The 14,849-nt window shown below is 63.9% G+C and carries 11 protein-coding genes and 1 pseudogene; 3 read left to right on the forward strand and 9 right to left on the reverse strand.

The features are described 5' to 3' along the window. Positions 1-33: 33 nt before the first annotated feature. The 3 genes and pseudogenes from CQ039_RS09370 to CQ039_RS09375 all read right to left on the reverse strand — a co-directional run bounded on the left by CQ039_RS09370 (position 34) and on the right by CQ039_RS09375 (position 1,882). Positions 34-435 carry a hypothetical protein gene (locus tag CQ039_RS09370; protein ID WP_105561991.1) on the reverse strand — a complete coding sequence of 134 codons (402 nt, stop codon included), beginning with the start codon at positions 433-435 and terminating at the stop codon, positions 34-36. Continuing rightward, a complete protein-coding gene (locus CQ039_RS16545) occupies positions 416-718 on the reverse strand; it encodes a hypothetical protein (protein WP_146112109.1) in 303 nt (100 codons plus the stop codon). Before CQ039_RS16545 ends, CQ039_RS09370 begins: the two co-directional genes overlap by 20 nt. A 108-nt stretch (positions 719-826) precedes the next feature. Next, a pseudogene (locus CQ039_RS09375) lies at positions 827-1,882 on the reverse strand (MFS transporter). On the opposite strand from CQ039_RS09375, the gene CQ039_RS09380 reads away from it, so the two are divergent. Then, positions 1,848-2,765 carry a LysR family transcriptional regulator gene (locus CQ039_RS09380; protein WP_105561990.1) on the forward strand — a complete coding sequence of 306 codons (918 nt, stop codon included), beginning with the start codon at positions 1,848-1,850 and terminating at the stop codon, positions 2,763-2,765. The pseudogene CQ039_RS09375 and the gene CQ039_RS09380 sit on opposite strands and share 35 nt — an antisense overlap. 173 nt (positions 2,766-2,938) lie before the next feature. Here CQ039_RS09380 and CQ039_RS09385 read toward each other — a convergent pair whose 3' ends face one another. Continuing rightward, complete coding sequence (locus tag CQ039_RS09385) at positions 2,939-4,261, reverse strand: SMP-30/gluconolactonase/LRE family protein (protein ID WP_105561989.1); 1,323 nt, start codon at positions 4,259-4,261, stop codon at positions 2,939-2,941. A gap of 290 nt (positions 4,262-4,551) precedes the next feature. Here CQ039_RS09385 and CQ039_RS09390 point away from each other — a divergent pair, with 290 nt between their 5' ends. Further along, on the forward strand, positions 4,552-7,806 hold the full coding sequence (locus CQ039_RS09390) for a TonB-dependent receptor domain-containing protein (RefSeq protein WP_233190091.1): 3,255 nt from the start codon (positions 4,552-4,554) through the stop codon (positions 7,804-7,806). A 311-nt stretch (positions 7,807-8,117) separates the two neighbouring features. Here CQ039_RS09390 and CQ039_RS09395 read toward each other — a convergent pair whose 3' ends face one another. From CQ039_RS09395 to CQ039_RS09405, 3 genes are all read right to left on the reverse strand, one after another. Continuing rightward, entirely contained in the window at positions 8,118-11,156 is a 3,039-nt protein-coding gene (locus CQ039_RS09395; RefSeq protein ID WP_105561987.1) for a TonB-dependent siderophore receptor, read from the reverse strand. A gap of 191 nt (positions 11,157-11,347) precedes the next feature. Next, on the reverse strand, positions 11,348-12,136 hold the full coding sequence (locus CQ039_RS09400) for a LytTR family DNA-binding domain-containing protein (RefSeq protein WP_105561986.1): 789 nt from the start codon (positions 12,134-12,136) through the stop codon (positions 11,348-11,350). Then, positions 12,133-13,242, reverse strand: a complete 1,110-nt coding sequence (locus CQ039_RS09405; RefSeq protein ID WP_158255959.1) for a sensor histidine kinase — start codon at positions 13,240-13,242, stop codon at positions 12,133-12,135. The genes CQ039_RS09400 and CQ039_RS09405 overlap by 4 nt, the downstream gene beginning before the upstream one ends. 198 nt (positions 13,243-13,440) lie before the next feature. Between CQ039_RS09405 and CQ039_RS16620 the strand changes: the two genes are divergently transcribed. Continuing rightward, entirely contained in the window at positions 13,441-13,806 is a 366-nt protein-coding gene (locus CQ039_RS16620; protein ID WP_158255958.1) for a hypothetical protein, read from the forward strand. 32 nt (positions 13,807-13,838) lie between these two features. Here the strand turns inward: CQ039_RS16620 and CQ039_RS09410 are convergent, their stop codons facing one another. Beyond that, the gene (locus CQ039_RS09410; protein ID WP_105561984.1) at positions 13,839-14,090 is read right to left on the reverse strand and encodes a hypothetical protein; all 252 of its coding nucleotides are present in this window, start codon (positions 14,088-14,090) and stop codon (positions 13,839-13,841) included. Between the two features lie 13 nt (positions 14,091-14,103). Continuing rightward, positions 14,104-14,835: a response regulator transcription factor gene (locus CQ039_RS09415; RefSeq protein WP_105561983.1), complete on the reverse strand. Its 732-nt coding sequence runs from the start codon at positions 14,833-14,835 to the stop codon at positions 14,104-14,106. Positions 14,836-14,849: the final 14 nt, after the last annotated feature.

Genomic DNA, 14,849 nt, shown 5'->3' on the forward strand with positions numbered 1-14,849 from the left:
GCAGGTTCAAATCCTGCTCCCGCACCCAAAACATCAAAGCCCCGCTGCCAAACGCCGCGGGGCTTTCTGTCGTCTGGCGCTGCGCTGGCCCAGCAGGACGGACAGGCTGCCGTGGACCCGCAGGTCGAACTTGCCAAGCCCCTCTGCCGGGATGAAGTCGACGCGCTCGATCAGTTTGCGCAGTTCGGCCAGCACCTCCTCGCCGTCGTCGCCTTCGATCACCTGGTGCAGATTTTCGGCCAGCCAGCGGTAGGTGCCGGCGGCGCTGGGGTGCAACTGGATCATGGACGGGGCCTCGTTGCCCGAAATCCGGATCTGGATCTCCACCCGGCGTGTCTTCAACGGTCCGCTGATTGACTTCAGCTCCGACGTCTCTATCGCGCCGTCCAGGCACTGGGCCTGGGCTCGCTCCAACTTACGCTTGATCTCGGCCAACTCGCGCTCCAGATTCGCTGGCCACACCCAAAAGGCCGCATATCGGCGCGAAGATGCTCAACATCATAGCGACGCGCGGCGCTTTCGCTCGAAAGAGAAATCCACCGAGAAATGTCGCCGCCCAAAAGGCCAGAGGTACCGATTCGACCGTCGGATTGAAGTAACCGCTAAGTAGCCATGTGAGTGAATAAACATCACCACCCGCAAGACCAAAAACGTAAACAATCCAAAAGCAGAGCATTGCAGCAGCACCGACGAGGGTGGCGACGATTGTGGGCGGCATTTTCCTCTCCTAGCCGATCATCAGTCCCCGTAAATGCAAAGGTCCGCAACGGTTCGGAAGCCGACACAAGCCTACTTGCCGGTCGGATGTCCGTTCCCTCCGGTGGTATCAGACACGCGGTGCGATCAAATGACGGACCAGTGGCGGGCTGTCTCCGATGTGGAAGCGTTGGACTTCTTCCTGAGTGAGGCGATCGTCGTGTGTGACGCGTTCATGTTGGCGCAGGTGCTCAAGCCACCTGGCGACCACGAAGCTTTCGATCACAAGCCCCGGCGTTTACGCATCCTCGAACACATCCCAGCGCAGGGCGCCGTCGCGTTTACGCACGGATTTGAAGCCACGAAGGGCGCGGACGAACTCGGCCGTTCGGGCCGGCTCGATCCGATATTCGATCAGGATCATCACTGGGCCTCGGTCCGCGACCTGCTCGCCCGAAACGGTCGGCTCGGCCCAGTGGCCCGATGGCGTCAGGTCGGCGGCGTTGGCGGCGGGCAGTCGGAAACGCAGGGCGATGAAGGTCGCCAGCGCCAGCGCCGCCGCGGCGACGGTCAGGGTGGTGGCGATGTCTGTGCGGCTGGCCAGTGCACCCCACAGGATGCTGCCCGCCGTAATAGCGCCTTGGCACACCAGCAGATAGACGGCCAGGGCGCGGGCCTTGACCCAGGCGGGGACGGCCATCTGAGCCGCCACGTTCAGAGCTGATAGCATGGTGATCCAGGCCAGACCGGCCACGGCCATGACCGCGCCGGCGACCCAGACGTTGACGGCATGGGCGAGGGCGAAGGTCGCCAGCGCGAACAGCAGTGAGGCGATGATCGACAGCCGGTTGGCGCTGACGTGCTTGCGGACGCGGGCCAGGACGACCGCCCCCAGGATGGCGCCGCCGCCCATGCAGCCCAGCAGCGCGCCATAGCCGGCCGCATTCAGACCCAACTCCCGGCGTCCGACCAGCGGCAGCAGGGCCCACAGGGCGCTGGAGAAGAGGAAGAAGGCGATCGAGCGGATCAGCACCAGTTGCAAAGCCGGGGGCGTTGCGGGCGTAGCGGTAGCCGGCGCGCAGGGCGCCGAAAAAGTGCTCGGCGGGCAGGGTGCTGGCGGGGGCCTGACGGCGCCACATGTCGGAGGTTTGATGTCCAAGCTCCCCGATCTCGAAGCCATGGCCATCTTCGCCAAGGTCGCCGAAACCCAGTCCTTCTCGGGCGCGACCGATGCCCTGGCCCTGTCGAAGGCGACCGTATCCAAGGCGGTGTCGCGGCTGGAACTCCGTCTGGGCACGACCCTGTTGCATCGAACGTCGCGACGGTTCTCGTTGACGGATTCCGGTCGTTCGCTCGCCACCCGCGCGTCGCAGATGGTCGCCGAGGCCGAGGCCGCCGAGGGCGAGGCGCTCGACCAGGCCGTCACGCCGCGGGGCCTTGTGCGGCTGGCTGCGCCCATGTCGTTCGGCATGGCCTATGTGGCGCCGGCCTTGCCCGAGTTTCTGGCGACCCATCCTGATGTCTCGGTCGATCTGCATCTGTCGGACGCGACGGTGGCTCTTGTCGGCGAAGGCTTCGACTGCGCCATTCGCATCGCCTCCCTGCCGGATTCATCCTTGACCGCACGTCGGTTGCGACCGGTCCGCCGCCATCTGGTGGCTTCGCCCGACTGTCTGGCCCAGCGCGGTCGTCCGAGCCATCCCGACGATCTCGCCCGTCATGCCTGTCTCGGCTACGCCTATTTGCCCAGCGGCGAGACGTGGCGATTGGTGCACGAGAGCGGACAGGAAGTCGTGGTGCGTCCGCGGGGGCCGCTGCGCGCCAACAACGCCGACGCCCTGACGGCGGCGCTTTGCGCGGGTCTTGGCATCGCTGTGCAGCCGGACTTCATCTACTGGCGCGACGTCGCTGAAGGGCGGCTGGAGACTGTCATGACCAACTGGGCCCTGCCTCTGATCTCCGTCCACCTGGTGGCGCCCGGCAGCGGGCGGCGGCCGGCGCGCGTGACGGCGCTGATGGACTATCTGACGAAGCGATTTTCGGCGCCGCTATGGGCGGATCAAATCTGAGGATCGACCGGGCGCCCGTTGTCGCGACATCGGGTGAAAGGAGATGTAAGGCTGAACGAGGTCTCGATGTGAGGCAAACGCTGCTCGCGCGAGTGGGCCCAGAATGTCGTTAGCCTAGAGGGGGCGATGACTGTTGTTGGCGCATTGCCGCCCCCGGAGAGTGAGGCTTGGAGTTAATCCAGCCTCAAGCGCGCGATGATCGCTGGTTGCGGTTTGGCGGTCCGTAGCGCCCCGTCAGGGGCGAAATCGCTCCATTGAGATCGGCTGACGAAGACCAGATGGCCATCGTGCAGCAGTCCGGTGGTCGGTTGGTCGATCAGGGGCAGGTTGGCCACGAGAACTTCGACCCGATCGATGCGGGTCCAGTCGGCGCTCGGCGTCAATTTCAGCACGCGCTGAGGTGCGACGCCGTTCTGCAGGGCGTAGAGGGCGCGGCCGTCGCTGATCAGGCCGTCGATGCCGATCATGACCGCCGCTGACGGCGCCGCCATGCGGACGGGCCTGGCGCCGTTCAGCGGCGCGCGCCACAGGCCGGAAGAATAGTCAGCAGCGATCAGGGCTTCGCCGTCAGGCGTGATCGCCATGCCCTGGGGAGAGCCCAGACTGCCCTCAGGCAAGAAGACCTCCAGGGCTGCGCCGCCGGACGGCAGGCGATAGATCCGCCCCGCCAAGCCGTCGGCGACATAGACCGCGCCTTGAGCGTCCAGCACCAAATCGCCTGGGCCATGCTCTCGTCCATCCGCCGCTACGGGGTAGGTCGTGCGCACCGCGCCTGTCGCGGGATCAATCGCCAGGAGTGCGGCCGGGCCGGGCTCGCTCCGGCCGTGGGTTGCGGGCGGAACCGGGCTGCTGACGGCCCAGAGCATGCCGCGCTTGGCGTCATGGCTCAGGCCCAGGACGCCCTCGACAGGTGCGGCCTTGCTCAGGAAGTCGGAAACGCGGCCATCTTCATGAAGGGTCACGACATCTCGGTCCGCGACGCGTGAAACGAACCAGCTTTGGCGAGCCTCGTCACGCGCTAGACTCTCTATGAGGCCGGCGCCGGCGATGGTCGCCACGATCGACAGGCGATCCGCTCCCTGGGGCGCGCGGTTGGCTTCGATCTGCGCCGCAGCCTCGGCGAAGCCTGGCGTTTGGGACAGGGGCGACAGGACGGCGTCACGTTCCAGGTTCATCACCAACCCCGCGCGGGCGTAGCGGGTCAACTGGGCCAAGGCTTCTGCGGCGTGGCCCTGTGCGGCGGCGGTGCGGGCGCGCAGGACGATCAGGCCGGGATGGTTCGGGACCCTGGTCTCGGCCTGCCGCAGGCGGTCGGCGGCGAGGGAGAGGTCGCCCGCGTTCGCCGCCGCAACGGCTTCGGCGCGCAGGCGTCGGAAGGCTGCGACATCGGATTCGTCGACCCGGGCGGCGGCGGCCTCGGTCGGCTCGGCCCGAACATATGAACCCGTCGTCGCCACAGCGCCGATCACGCAACCGGCCAGAACCTGCTTCAGCATTTGCACGCCTCTCTTTGAAGGTGATTTCTATCCGCGTTCAACAGGGAATAAAATTGAATAAATTCCCGCTGGTTGAATAAAAAAATCGAGCATTCACTATTTGCGAAGGCGCAAATATTTTTCTCGTGCTCAAAATGATGCTTGGTTGTTTGATGTTGCTTCATGTCGATATGAATTCTTGTCGCGTGCGGTTTGAGCGTTGAATGAACGCTGGCGGTGAATGCGCCGCCCATTCAAGCTTGGCCCCGGGGGGGAAGAACTCAATCATGATCGCAAACAAATCTCGGCTCATGAGCACGACGCTGATCGCGGGGCTGACGGCCGTCGCGGCGATCGGCGCGGCTCCGCTCGCCGCTTCGGCCCAGGTCCGGGACGAGCAGGCTACCAACGTCGGTGAGATCGTCGTCACCGGCTCGCGCATCCGCCGCAACCCGACCAATTCGCCGACGCCCCTGATCCAGATCGGTCAGGAGGAGCTGCTGCAGTCGGGCGAAGTCAACGTCATCGACTTCCTGGCTGATATTCCGGCCCTGTCGACTTCCGTGGTGCCGGAAGACACCACGGGTGGAAATTTGAATGATGGCGGCCTGTCGCTGCTGAGCCTGCGCGCCCTGGGCGCCGTGCGCACCCTGGTCCTGGTGGACGGCCGTCGTCACGTCGGTTCGAGCCCCGGCTCGCTGGCGGTCGACGTCGACACCATCCCGCGTCTTCTGGTCGCCAACACCGAAGTCATCACCGGCGGCGCCGCCGCTGTGTACGGCGCTGACGCCGTTTCGGGCGTGGTCAACTTCATCCTGCGCAAGGACTTCGACGGCCTGGAGATCGACGGCTCGATCGCCGAGATCAACCAGGACCATCAGCTGAGCGAGCGCCTCTCGGTCCTGTGGGGCCAGAACCTGATGGACGGCCGTCTGAACTATTATGTGTCGGGCGAATACCAGCGTAACGACGAGGTTCTGGATTCCGACGTCGACTGGCGCCGTGAATCCTGGGCCCTGATCGGCAATGACGCCGATCCGTCCAGCGCCCCTTCGGACGGCATTCCGGACCAGATCCTGATCCGCGACGCCCGCACCTATATCCGCGGCACCAACTTCGGCGGCGTCACCATCCTGTCGACCGGCACCAAGCCTGGCGCGGCCAATGATCCGGACATTCCCTTCAACACCTGCTCGGCCACGACCTTCTCGGCCGGCTGCTTCTCGCTGGCCCCGTCGAACCGCCTGGACAACGCCTACCTCTATAACGACCAGGGCGTGTCGCGTCCGGTCACCTTCGGTTCGATCCGTCAGGGCACGGGCTTCAGCCGAACGGTAAGCAATGGCGGCGAAGGCCAGGTCTCCAACACCGAACAGGGCCAGGCCAGCCGCCTGCCGGAATCGGAGAACTACCGCTTCCAGACCGGTCTGAACTTCGACATCACCGACCGGGTCAGCCTGTTCGCCGAAGCCAAGTACGTCGAGGAAGAAACCTACGACGCCGGTCAACGCGTCTTCCACGACTTCAACATCCGCAACCTGGCCGCCAACACCGTCGGCGCCATCACGTCGACCTCGGCCTTCGAGCTGGGTCTGGACAACGCCTACCTGCCGGATGACGTGCGTCAGGCCATCGCCAACAACCGCCGCGACATCTTCAACTCGGCCGGCGTGGTCACCAGCACGGTCGCTGACGCCCGCGCTCAGCACAAGCTGTACGGCCCGGCCCGCAACCAGCAGAACACCCGCGACCTGCAACGCTACGTCGTCGGTCTGCGCGGCGACGCCGGCGACATCGGCTTCGTCAAGGACGTCAACTGGGAAGCCGGCTACACCTACGGCGAGATGAACAACTCGAACCGCGAACTGGGCGTGGACGTGGTCCGCTACCAGGCTGCGGCCGACGCCGTCATCGACGTCGCGGGCAAGGTTCACGGCAAGCCGGGCGAAGTCGTCTGCCGCGTGCAGCTGATGAAGGCCAACGGCATCGCCGTGCCGGACGCCGTGATCAGCGTGGGCGGCGTGCCGACCACCTTCTCGCGTCAGGGCGCCGTGATCGACGACTGCTCGCCGGTCCGCGTCTTCGGTCCGAACGGCTTCACCCAGCAAGGCCTGGACTATCTGCAGGCCGCCGTCACGGTGACCGACCAGAACAAGCAGCACGACTTCATGGCCTACACCTCGGGCAAGCTGTGGGACTTCTGGGGCGCTGGCCCGATCGGCGTTTCGATCGGCTATGAGTACCGCAAGGAAATCACCAGCGGCACGGGCCGCGACCGCGACACCGCCGGCCGCTTCCTGTTCCTGAACTCCGGTCCCGACTTCGAAGAAGCCAGCTACGACACCAACGACATCTTCGCCGAAGTCAGCATCCCGCTGTTCCGCGACAGCTTCCTGGGTCGTTCGGCTGAAATCAGCGGCGCCTATCGCTTCTCGGACTACTCGCACGTCGGTCAGCAAGAGACCTACAGCGGCCAGTTCCAGTGGCGCCCGGTTGATCAGTTCATGTTCCGCGCCACGACCGCCACGGCGATCCGCGTGCCGAACCTGGGCGAGACCAACGAGCCCCTGGGTCAGACCTTCGCCAACGGCTTCCTTGATCCCTGCTCGGCCACGATCATCAACAACCTGGCTGATCGCTCGATCGCCGCCAACCGTGTCACCAACTGTACCGCCCTGGCAAAGGCGGCGGGCCTTGATCTGACCTTTAACGATCCGTCGGCCTCCAACGCCTACCTGCCCAACTACGGCAGCGGCTCGGTGTCAGGCCAGGCCGGCGGCAACCCCTTCCTGAAGCCCGAAACCTCGGAAAGCTTCACGATCGGCGGCGTCTGGACCCCGGACTATCTGCTGCCCAACCTGTCCGTCGTGCTCGACTACTATGACATCGAGATCAACGACGCGATCGACTCGGTGACGGCTCAGAACGCCGCCAACCAGTGCGTCAACGGCACCTCGGTCAACACCGGCGCCTGCGCCACCCAGACCCGCGACGCCACCTCGTTCCAGGTCACGAGCTTCATCCAGGGCTCGCTGAACTATGCGGCGCTGACGGCCAAGGGCGTCGACTTCACGGTCGCCTACCGTACCGACATGCCGGAGTTCTTCGGTCGTAACTGGGGCACGTTCAGCCACTCGATCCGCGGCAACTGGCTGATCGAGCAGCACGACTTCGTCAACATCGACGACCCCGCAGATTCGACCGACTTCGAAGACGCTGTCGGCATGCCGCGCGTGCGCTTCCTGTCGACCGTCACCTGGGCGCCGATCGACACCCTGGCCTTCACCTGGGATTGGGACTGGCAGGCCAGCCAGGAAATCTTCGACAAGGACAACCTGGTCGCCAACCCCGACCTGTATGAAACCGCCAAGTACCTGGAAACCGGCGACTTCTCGCAGCACGACTTCTCGGTGCGCTGGGCGGCTCGTGACAATCTGACGGTCCGCGCCGGCGTGGTGAACGTCTTCGACGCCGAACCGGCGCGTTGGCTGGGCAACACCACGGCCGACAACTTCGACCTGTTCGGGCGCCGGTTCTTCCTGAGCCTGAACTACCGCCCGTTCTAAGCCTCCAGGCTTGAACGGGAAGGGCGGCGAACTTCGGTTCGCCGCCCTTTTTGCTGTCTGTAGGCAAGGCTGGCGACCCAAATCATCCAGTGCGAGGCGTCGCAGTTTGGATGCTTGTGGTCGCGGGCTTGATCGCGAGGTGAGAGGCGCCGGATTGATGTTGGCCTAGCGTCGCAACTGGGCGGTCCGATGCTGCTTTGCATCGTGGGGCGGGTTTCTGACGACGTGGGCAGGCGCGCTTCTGGACGCGCAATGATAAAGGGGCCCGGCTTGCGCCGGGCCCCCATCGACCTTGATCCTGGCTACTCTGATCAGAAGCTCAGGCGGAAGCCGCCGTAGAAACGCCGTCCCAAGCCGTCGTAGACGTCAGGGAAGGTAGTCCAGCCGGTGGCCTGGCCGATGTCGCCGTTGGTGCCGGCGACGAACATGTATTCGTCGAACAGGTTGTCGACGCCGGCGTAAACGCTGGCTCTGTCGTTGAGGTCGTAGCGGACTTGAGCGTTGACGAAAGTCATCGAGGGCAGCAGGGATTCCAGATCCGAGTCAAAGAAGCCTACGTCCGCCTCTCCGACATACTGGACGCCCATGGTCACTTGTAGCGGGCCGCGAGCATAGAGCAGGTTCAGCATGGCCTCATGATCCGGCGAGCCGACCGTGCCGGCGAAGGTCTGCGGCGCGGCGCCTGGGAAGGCGGTCGAGCTGAAGTCGATCAGGTGGCTGTAGGTCAGCGAGGCGGAAAGGCTGCCCAGGTCCGTCGACGGCGCCGAGAAGGCGTCGTTGAGGGGCAGGCTGTAGCTGGCCTTGAGGTCCAGGCCTTCGACATTGATCTCGGCCAGGTTCAGGTTGCGGATGTTGACGTATTGCAGGGCTCCGACCGAAGCGCCGCCGCTGAAGCGCTGGATACCGCCGCAGAAGGGCGAGGTGGGGTCGAACGACGCGGCGTTCTCGTAGCAGCGATCGACCGAAACCTGGCGACCATAGGTGCCGACGCCGTCCTCGATCGAGATGTCATAGTAGTCGGCCGACACTGATAGACGCGACCACCAATCGTTCCAGCGCGGGTTGAAAAGCACGCCCAGGGTGAAGGTCTTCGAGGTTTCCGGCGTCAGGTCCGGATTACCGGTGTTGAAGCCCGATACCCCCTGGAACTCGGGCTGGGTCAGGGCGAAGCCGCCATCGCGGGCGACACGAGCGGCGATCGCTGAGTCCAGCATGCAGGCCTGAGCCACGGCGTCGCCGATGGTCGAGGCGTCGACGCCGCTGTTCAGCACGACATCCGGATCGGCGATGTTGGAGCGGGTGTTGAGGAAGGCGGCCTGACCGCCGCTGAGAGTCACACCTTCGCAGGGATCTCCGACCTGGGGGAAGGTCTGAGAGCCGGGGTTGAACAGTTCGTTGATGTTCGGCGCGCGCACCGCGACCGCATATTGCGAACGCAGCTTGAGCCAACTGGTCGGCAGGTACTCAATCGAAGCCGCCCAGGCCGTGGTCGAGCCGACGGTGCTGTAGTCGGACACGCGGCCAGCCAGATTCAGGTCCAGGGCCTTGGCGTAGGGCAGGTCAGACAGAAGCGGGATGCGCAGTTCGGCGAAGGCTTCGCGGACGTCAAAGGCACCGCGCGTCTCGGGCGTGATATTGCCGGTGGCCAGACCAAGCTGGGTCAGAGGGTCGGGCGTCGAGCGTGCCGATTCTTCGCGGTACTCGCCGCCGATGACAAACCCGATGTCACCGGCCGGAGACACGTTCGGCAGCGAGCCGCTGACGAAGCCGTTGACGATGTATTGCTCCTGGAAGGCGTCCAGACCAGTCGCGGCGGTGAAGTAGGTCGCCGCCTCCTCGGAGATGCCGCCCTCTTCGAAGATGAAGATCGGTCGGCAGCCCTGGGCGCGGGCGGCGGAGTCGCGGCAGACGGTTTCGCCGTCGATCACGACCGCGTCCAGGGCCTGGCGGAAGCGCCCGGTCATGACGTCGCCGTTCGAGCGCTGGTCATAGTCGGAGCGACCGTAGTTGAGGCTGAGCTCGTAGCTGAGGTTCTGGGTCAGATCACCTTCGAAGCCAGCGACGAGGCGGGCCATCGAGCGTTCGGACTCATTGCCGCGATTGCCAACATCGCTTATGCGGCGGCGGAAGCCGACCACCAGGTCTTCGTCGGCGATGCCCGGATGCTGGGCGCGCACAGCGGCGGCCAGAGCGGTCGGCACGACGGCGCTGGTGATTGGCACGCCGTAGCGGCACTCGTTGTCGCCATCGCCATCGAAATCGCGGCAGTCGGGCAACTGATCAATCCCGAACTGGTCCTGATAGATGGCTTCGGAGCCGACGGGGTTGCCTTCGATCTCGCTCGAGGTCCGGCCATGGAAGACCGACATCTCCGAGAAGAAGCGGTGGTTGTCGTTGATGTCGTAAGTCGCCTGCCCGTTGAAGCGGATCTGTTCTTCGGGAACATAGAGTTGGCGCTCGGCCGAGCGGTTATAGCCGAAGTCGGCGTTGGTGTAGGGCACGACCGCCCCGGCGTCGTTGACCACGCGCGTCAGGTTGCCCGCGCCGACGCGAGGAACGAGGGCCGTGCCGCGCGGGATGAAGGACGAGAATACGCCGACGGTCTGCTGGCGTGCGGTGGTCGCGGCGGCGTCGATGCACATCTCGCGGTCGCAACGGTCTCGGCCATAGACCGAGCCCGTTCGCCGCCAGCCCAGGGAGCCGACGAAGTTGCCGCGGTCATCGGCGAAGTTGGAGCCGAATTTCAGACCAATCTTGTAGTTTTCATTGTCGCCTCGTTCGGTGATCCCGCCCTGGGCCGACAGCTCAAGGCCCTCGAAATCCTTCTGGGTGATGATGTTGATCACCCCCGCCAGAGCGTCCGAGCCATAGACGGCTGAAGCGGCGCCCGTCACGACGTCGATGCGATCGACGAAATCGGTTGGGATGGTGTTGAAGTCGACAATCTGGCTACCGACGATGCCCGCGACATGGCGGCGGCCATTGACCAGCACCAAGGTCCGGTTCTCGCCCAGGTTTCTCAGGTCGACCGTGGTGACCCCGTTGTTTGCGGTCGAGAAGGTCGTCGTGGTCGGCGTGAAGGTCGAGACGCCAGCTTCCGGCAGGGTGCGCAGGATGTCGCCCGTATTCATCTGGCCTGTGGCCTCGATGTGCTGGGCGGTGATGACCGAGACCGGGACCGGCGAGTCCTGGTTGGGACGGGCGATGCGCGAGCCGGTGACGACGATTTCATCAACCGTTGTTGTGTCTTGTTGTTGGGCGGATTGGGCCAGTGCAGGCATGGCTGCAGCCAGGGCTCCACCGATGATGGTTGTGGCCAGCAGGCGCCGGCGCAGTAGGTGAGTTTGCAAGTTTGCCTCCCTCCTGACGCATTTTTCAATGCGCAGATTATTGAAATCTCTCAATCCTGATTCTGGGGTGAGAGATTAGGAGGTTAGTTTTTTCGCTCAGATGGACAATAAAGGTGTTGTTGTGTTTTGGTCTATGTCAAATTAGTCGTCAATTTAGACGCATGAATATTAATTGTGAATGTGCAATTTGTTCATGATGTTTGTCTCCATGGCTTTATATTCATGATCTGGGATACGCGATCGGCATAGCTGGGGCCGACCGTGATCTCTCGGCCGTTTGACAGGGTGAGCGCCAGCTTGCGCCCCGTTCGACGCCTTACACCTCGAACGAAGGCCAGATTGACGATGACGGAGCGATGGCAGCGAACGAACCGGGTTGGGTCGATTCTCTGCTCCAGAGAGCTGATGGTGTCCCGCACCAGATAGGTCGCTCCGCGTGTGTGCAACTCGACATAGTCTCCCTGGGCCAGGATATGATCCACGTCCTCCAGAGGCTGGCGGTGCAGGCCATCGGCCCGTCGAATCCAGACTTCCGTCTCATGTAGCGAGGGCTCGGTCGTTTGCTGCAGGGAAGCGACAAGGGTTTGCAGTTCGGCGAAGCGCTGATCCGAATTGCGCGCATCCAGGCGTGTTCGCGCCCGCCGGATCGCAGCGCGCAGCCGTTCAAACTCGAAGGGCTTGGTGAGGTAGTCGGCGGCGTTCAGCGCGAAGGCGTCAACGGCGTGCTGGGTGAAGGCGGTGACGAAGATGATCTCTGGGACAGGATCGGAGGGGGAGAGGCGCGAGACCACGCCAAGACCGTCCAATCCGGGCATCTCGATATCCAGGACGGCGATGTCGGGCTGCAGGGATCGGATCAGTTGCAAGGCGTCTTCGCCCGAACGGGCGGCTGCGGCCAGTTCGACTTCCGGAATGCAGGCGAGCGCCTGCTTTAGGCGCGCCAGGGCGAGGGGTTCGTCATCGGCGATCAGAACCTTCATGCTGCGACCTCGAACGGCAGGTCGATATCGACGCGCCAGCCGCCGGATTGCATAGGCCCATACTTCAGATATGCTTCGGGTCCATACATGAGCTCGAGCCGGCGCTCCGTATTGGTCAGACTTTGACCAAGGCCGCTGCTGCACGCAGGGGCTGCGCCTGGACCGTCGTTCACGACCCAGAGTTTGAGACGGTTGCCGTCGCGACGAGCGCCGATCTCCAGGGTCACCGGCGAGATTGATCGGGCCAGGCCGTGTTTGACGGCGTTCTCGACGAAGGGCTGCAGGATCAGGCTGGGCGTCATGGCGGGCAGGGCTTCAGGTTCCACCAGAAGGCGCCGCCGGAGACGATCCGGAAAGCGAACCTGCTCGATGTCGAGATAGCGCCCCTGGCTGTCGATCTCGCTTTCCAACCGGACCAGTTCGCGGGGGCCTGTCGCCAGGGTGTGCTTGAGGAAGTCCGCCAGTCTTATCAAGGTCGTATCCGCCTCCTGGGCCCGGCCCTGTCCGATCAGGCTGGAGACGGAGTTCAACGTGTTGAACAGGAAGTGGGGCTGGATCTGAAGTCGGAGCGCAGCCAGTTGCGCCTGCTGCGCCGCGATCTGAGCTTCCGTCGTGCGTGCTTGCTGGCGACGCAGGTTGTCGCCCGCCACCATGACGGCGCAGAGGGCGGACCATGTCATGATCGGCCAGAGGAAGGAGATATAGGTCGAGCTCAGGTTGCGAAAATCGAGAAAATGCTCGCTGCTGATAGCGTGATAGTCGGTCAGCATGCGGAAATAGGTCGCATTCAGCACCGTATGCAGCAGGCAGATGACGAGGCCCAGCGCCGCGGCGCGCCAGAACCAGGCGAAGGCGCGCGTTTCCGACAAGCGACGCAGCACGACCCACATGCACAGGGTGAGGAAGACACCCGTGCCTAGGCTGGCCATCCGGGCCAGCAGCACGCCCTCCATCTGATTGAAGTCCGACGGCGAGATCAGCGAGCGAGCGCTGAGTTGCAGGGCGTTGATGCTCCAGAAGACGATGGTCAGAAGGGCGACCATGCCATCCAGGCGGGTAGGCGGCCAGGATGGGGTCTCGTCGTGGTGGTCGTCGTGCGCGCTCATTTCGTCTCCTGCCGATGGAAGAAGCACCAACCGCCGTCCATGTGCAAAGCATGGTCGGTAGAGTCGCCGCTTAGCGCGACGAAACGTGTTTTTGGCGCGCCGAAGTCGAGCCCCAATCGGCTGATCGTCCCTTTCGCTCGACCACTTAAGCGGCGTGATCCGCACAATGGCGCACCAGAGTGACGAAGGTGCGTGCGAATGACCGACGAGGCGGAAGAAATGGCCGGAATTCTGATCTCTATCCTGGTCGAAGTCGAGAAAACGGCCCCGGGACTGAGCTTGGGTCAACTGATCATGTTCCTGCACATTCTTCGTCTGGAAGGCGTGCGCATGACAGCCTTGTCCGAACTGTGCGGGCGTCACGACGCCGTAGTCTCGCGCGGCGTGCGCGCCATGGCGGTGGCGGGAGATGCCGGAACCTTGGCGCCGGCCTATGGCTTGGTGGAGTTGCTGCGCGGTTCTGATGCGCGCAGTCGTCATCTGGCGCCGACCGCCGCAGGCATGGCTCTGGCGGATCGCCTGTCGCGTCTTCTTGGTACGGCCTACGGCGGCCAGATACAGTGAAAACGGGTAGGGGCTGAAAGCCGCCCCGACGATCAGTCGCGAGGCCAGGGCCGAGATGGAGCGGCCGCGCGTGATATCAGTCGCGGCCGGCGATCTCCGAAACGAACATCGATCCGATCGGAAACTGCGTTCAGCTCGACCAGGGCGCGACGAATTTCTTTCTCGCGGGCCATGGCCTTGAGATAGTCCTCCGCCTCGTACTCGATCGTAATGACGGCTTTTCGTTTCATCGGCGCGATTTCGCCGGCGCTGCGGTGAGGGGAGGCGTGGTTCGCTCTGTTCATGGTCGTTGACGCCCTAGGCCTGAATGAGAGGGGCGTCGAAACGATAGCCTCGGCCCCAGACGTTTTCGATCGGCAGCACGATCTGGGCGTCCATCAAGGCCTTGCGCTTCAGGCGACTGATCGCCGTACGCATCTGTCCCGAATGGAAGTCGCAGTCCATGAGCACGCCGTCGGCATGATCGGACAGGGCGATCAGCAGCTCATGATCCCGACCCGTAAGGCCGATCCTCTGCCCGCTCGGCGCAATCAATATCCGCTGCGCGTGCCTGAGCGTCCAGGCGGCTTTCGAAGACGATGAGTTCGGCTTCTCCGTCTTGCGGTAGATTATGCGGTTCAGGCGGGCCAGTATTTCGCGGGCGTTCGCTTCCGGGCCCACCAGATCGTCCACCCCCATCTCCAGCATCAGAACACGCTCCAGGGCTTCGCCCTCTACGGCGACGATGAAGATCGGCGGAGCATCCGCGCGGTTCAGTTGTCGCAGGGTCCCGAACGCCGATGGGTGGGGCAGGCTGGCCACTAGGATAATGAGGTTGAATAGATCCGAAAGCGGTTGGCCGTCATCGCATATGGCGTCGAGTGACGTCGTCTCGAAGACGGCGAAGCCGGATTTCTCAAGATACTCCCCCAGTCCAGTCGGAGCCTTGTCGCTTAGATCAAGGAGCAGCAACCGCCCAATTTCGCGATTGAGAGGGGGCGATTTGGCGTCGGTGCTTCGATTCTTGGTGGTTGGAGCTGTCAGAAGCATGGCGCTCTTTCTCA

Origin of the sequence: Brevundimonas sp. MYb52, from assembly GCF_002979535.1 — a bacterium.
Classification (GTDB): domain Bacteria; phylum Pseudomonadota; class Alphaproteobacteria; order Caulobacterales; family Caulobacteraceae; genus Brevundimonas.

Excerpts from the sequence above, each read along its gene's own strand:
- CQ039_RS16545 (WP_146112109.1), bottom strand. The coding sequence starts at position 718 with ATGCCGCCCACAATCGTCGCCACCCTCGTCGGTGCTGCTGCAATGCTC.
- CQ039_RS09405 (WP_158255959.1), bottom strand. The coding sequence starts at position 13,242 with ATGAGCGCGCACGACGACCACCACGACGAGACCCCATCCTGGCCGCCT.
- CQ039_RS09390 (WP_233190091.1), top strand. The coding sequence starts at position 4,552 with ATGAGCACGACGCTGATCGCGGGGCTGACGGCCGTCGCGGCGATCGGC.
- CQ039_RS09415 (WP_105561983.1), bottom strand. The coding sequence starts at position 14,835 with ATGCTTCTGACAGCTCCAACCACCAAGAATCGAAGCACCGACGCCAAA.
- CQ039_RS09410 (WP_105561984.1), bottom strand. The coding sequence starts at position 14,090 with ATGAACAGAGCGAACCACGCCTCCCCTCACCGCAGCGCCGGCGAAATC.
- CQ039_RS09380 (WP_105561990.1), top strand. The coding sequence starts at position 1,848 with ATGTCCAAGCTCCCCGATCTCGAAGCCATGGCCATCTTCGCCAAGGTC.
- CQ039_RS09385 (WP_105561989.1), bottom strand. The coding sequence starts at position 4,261 with ATGCTGAAGCAGGTTCTGGCCGGTTGCGTGATCGGCGCTGTGGCGACG.
- CQ039_RS09400 (WP_105561986.1), bottom strand. The coding sequence starts at position 12,136 with ATGAAGGTTCTGATCGCCGATGACGAACCCCTCGCCCTGGCGCGCCTA.
- CQ039_RS16620 (WP_158255958.1), top strand. The coding sequence starts at position 13,441 with ATGACCGACGAGGCGGAAGAAATGGCCGGAATTCTGATCTCTATCCTG.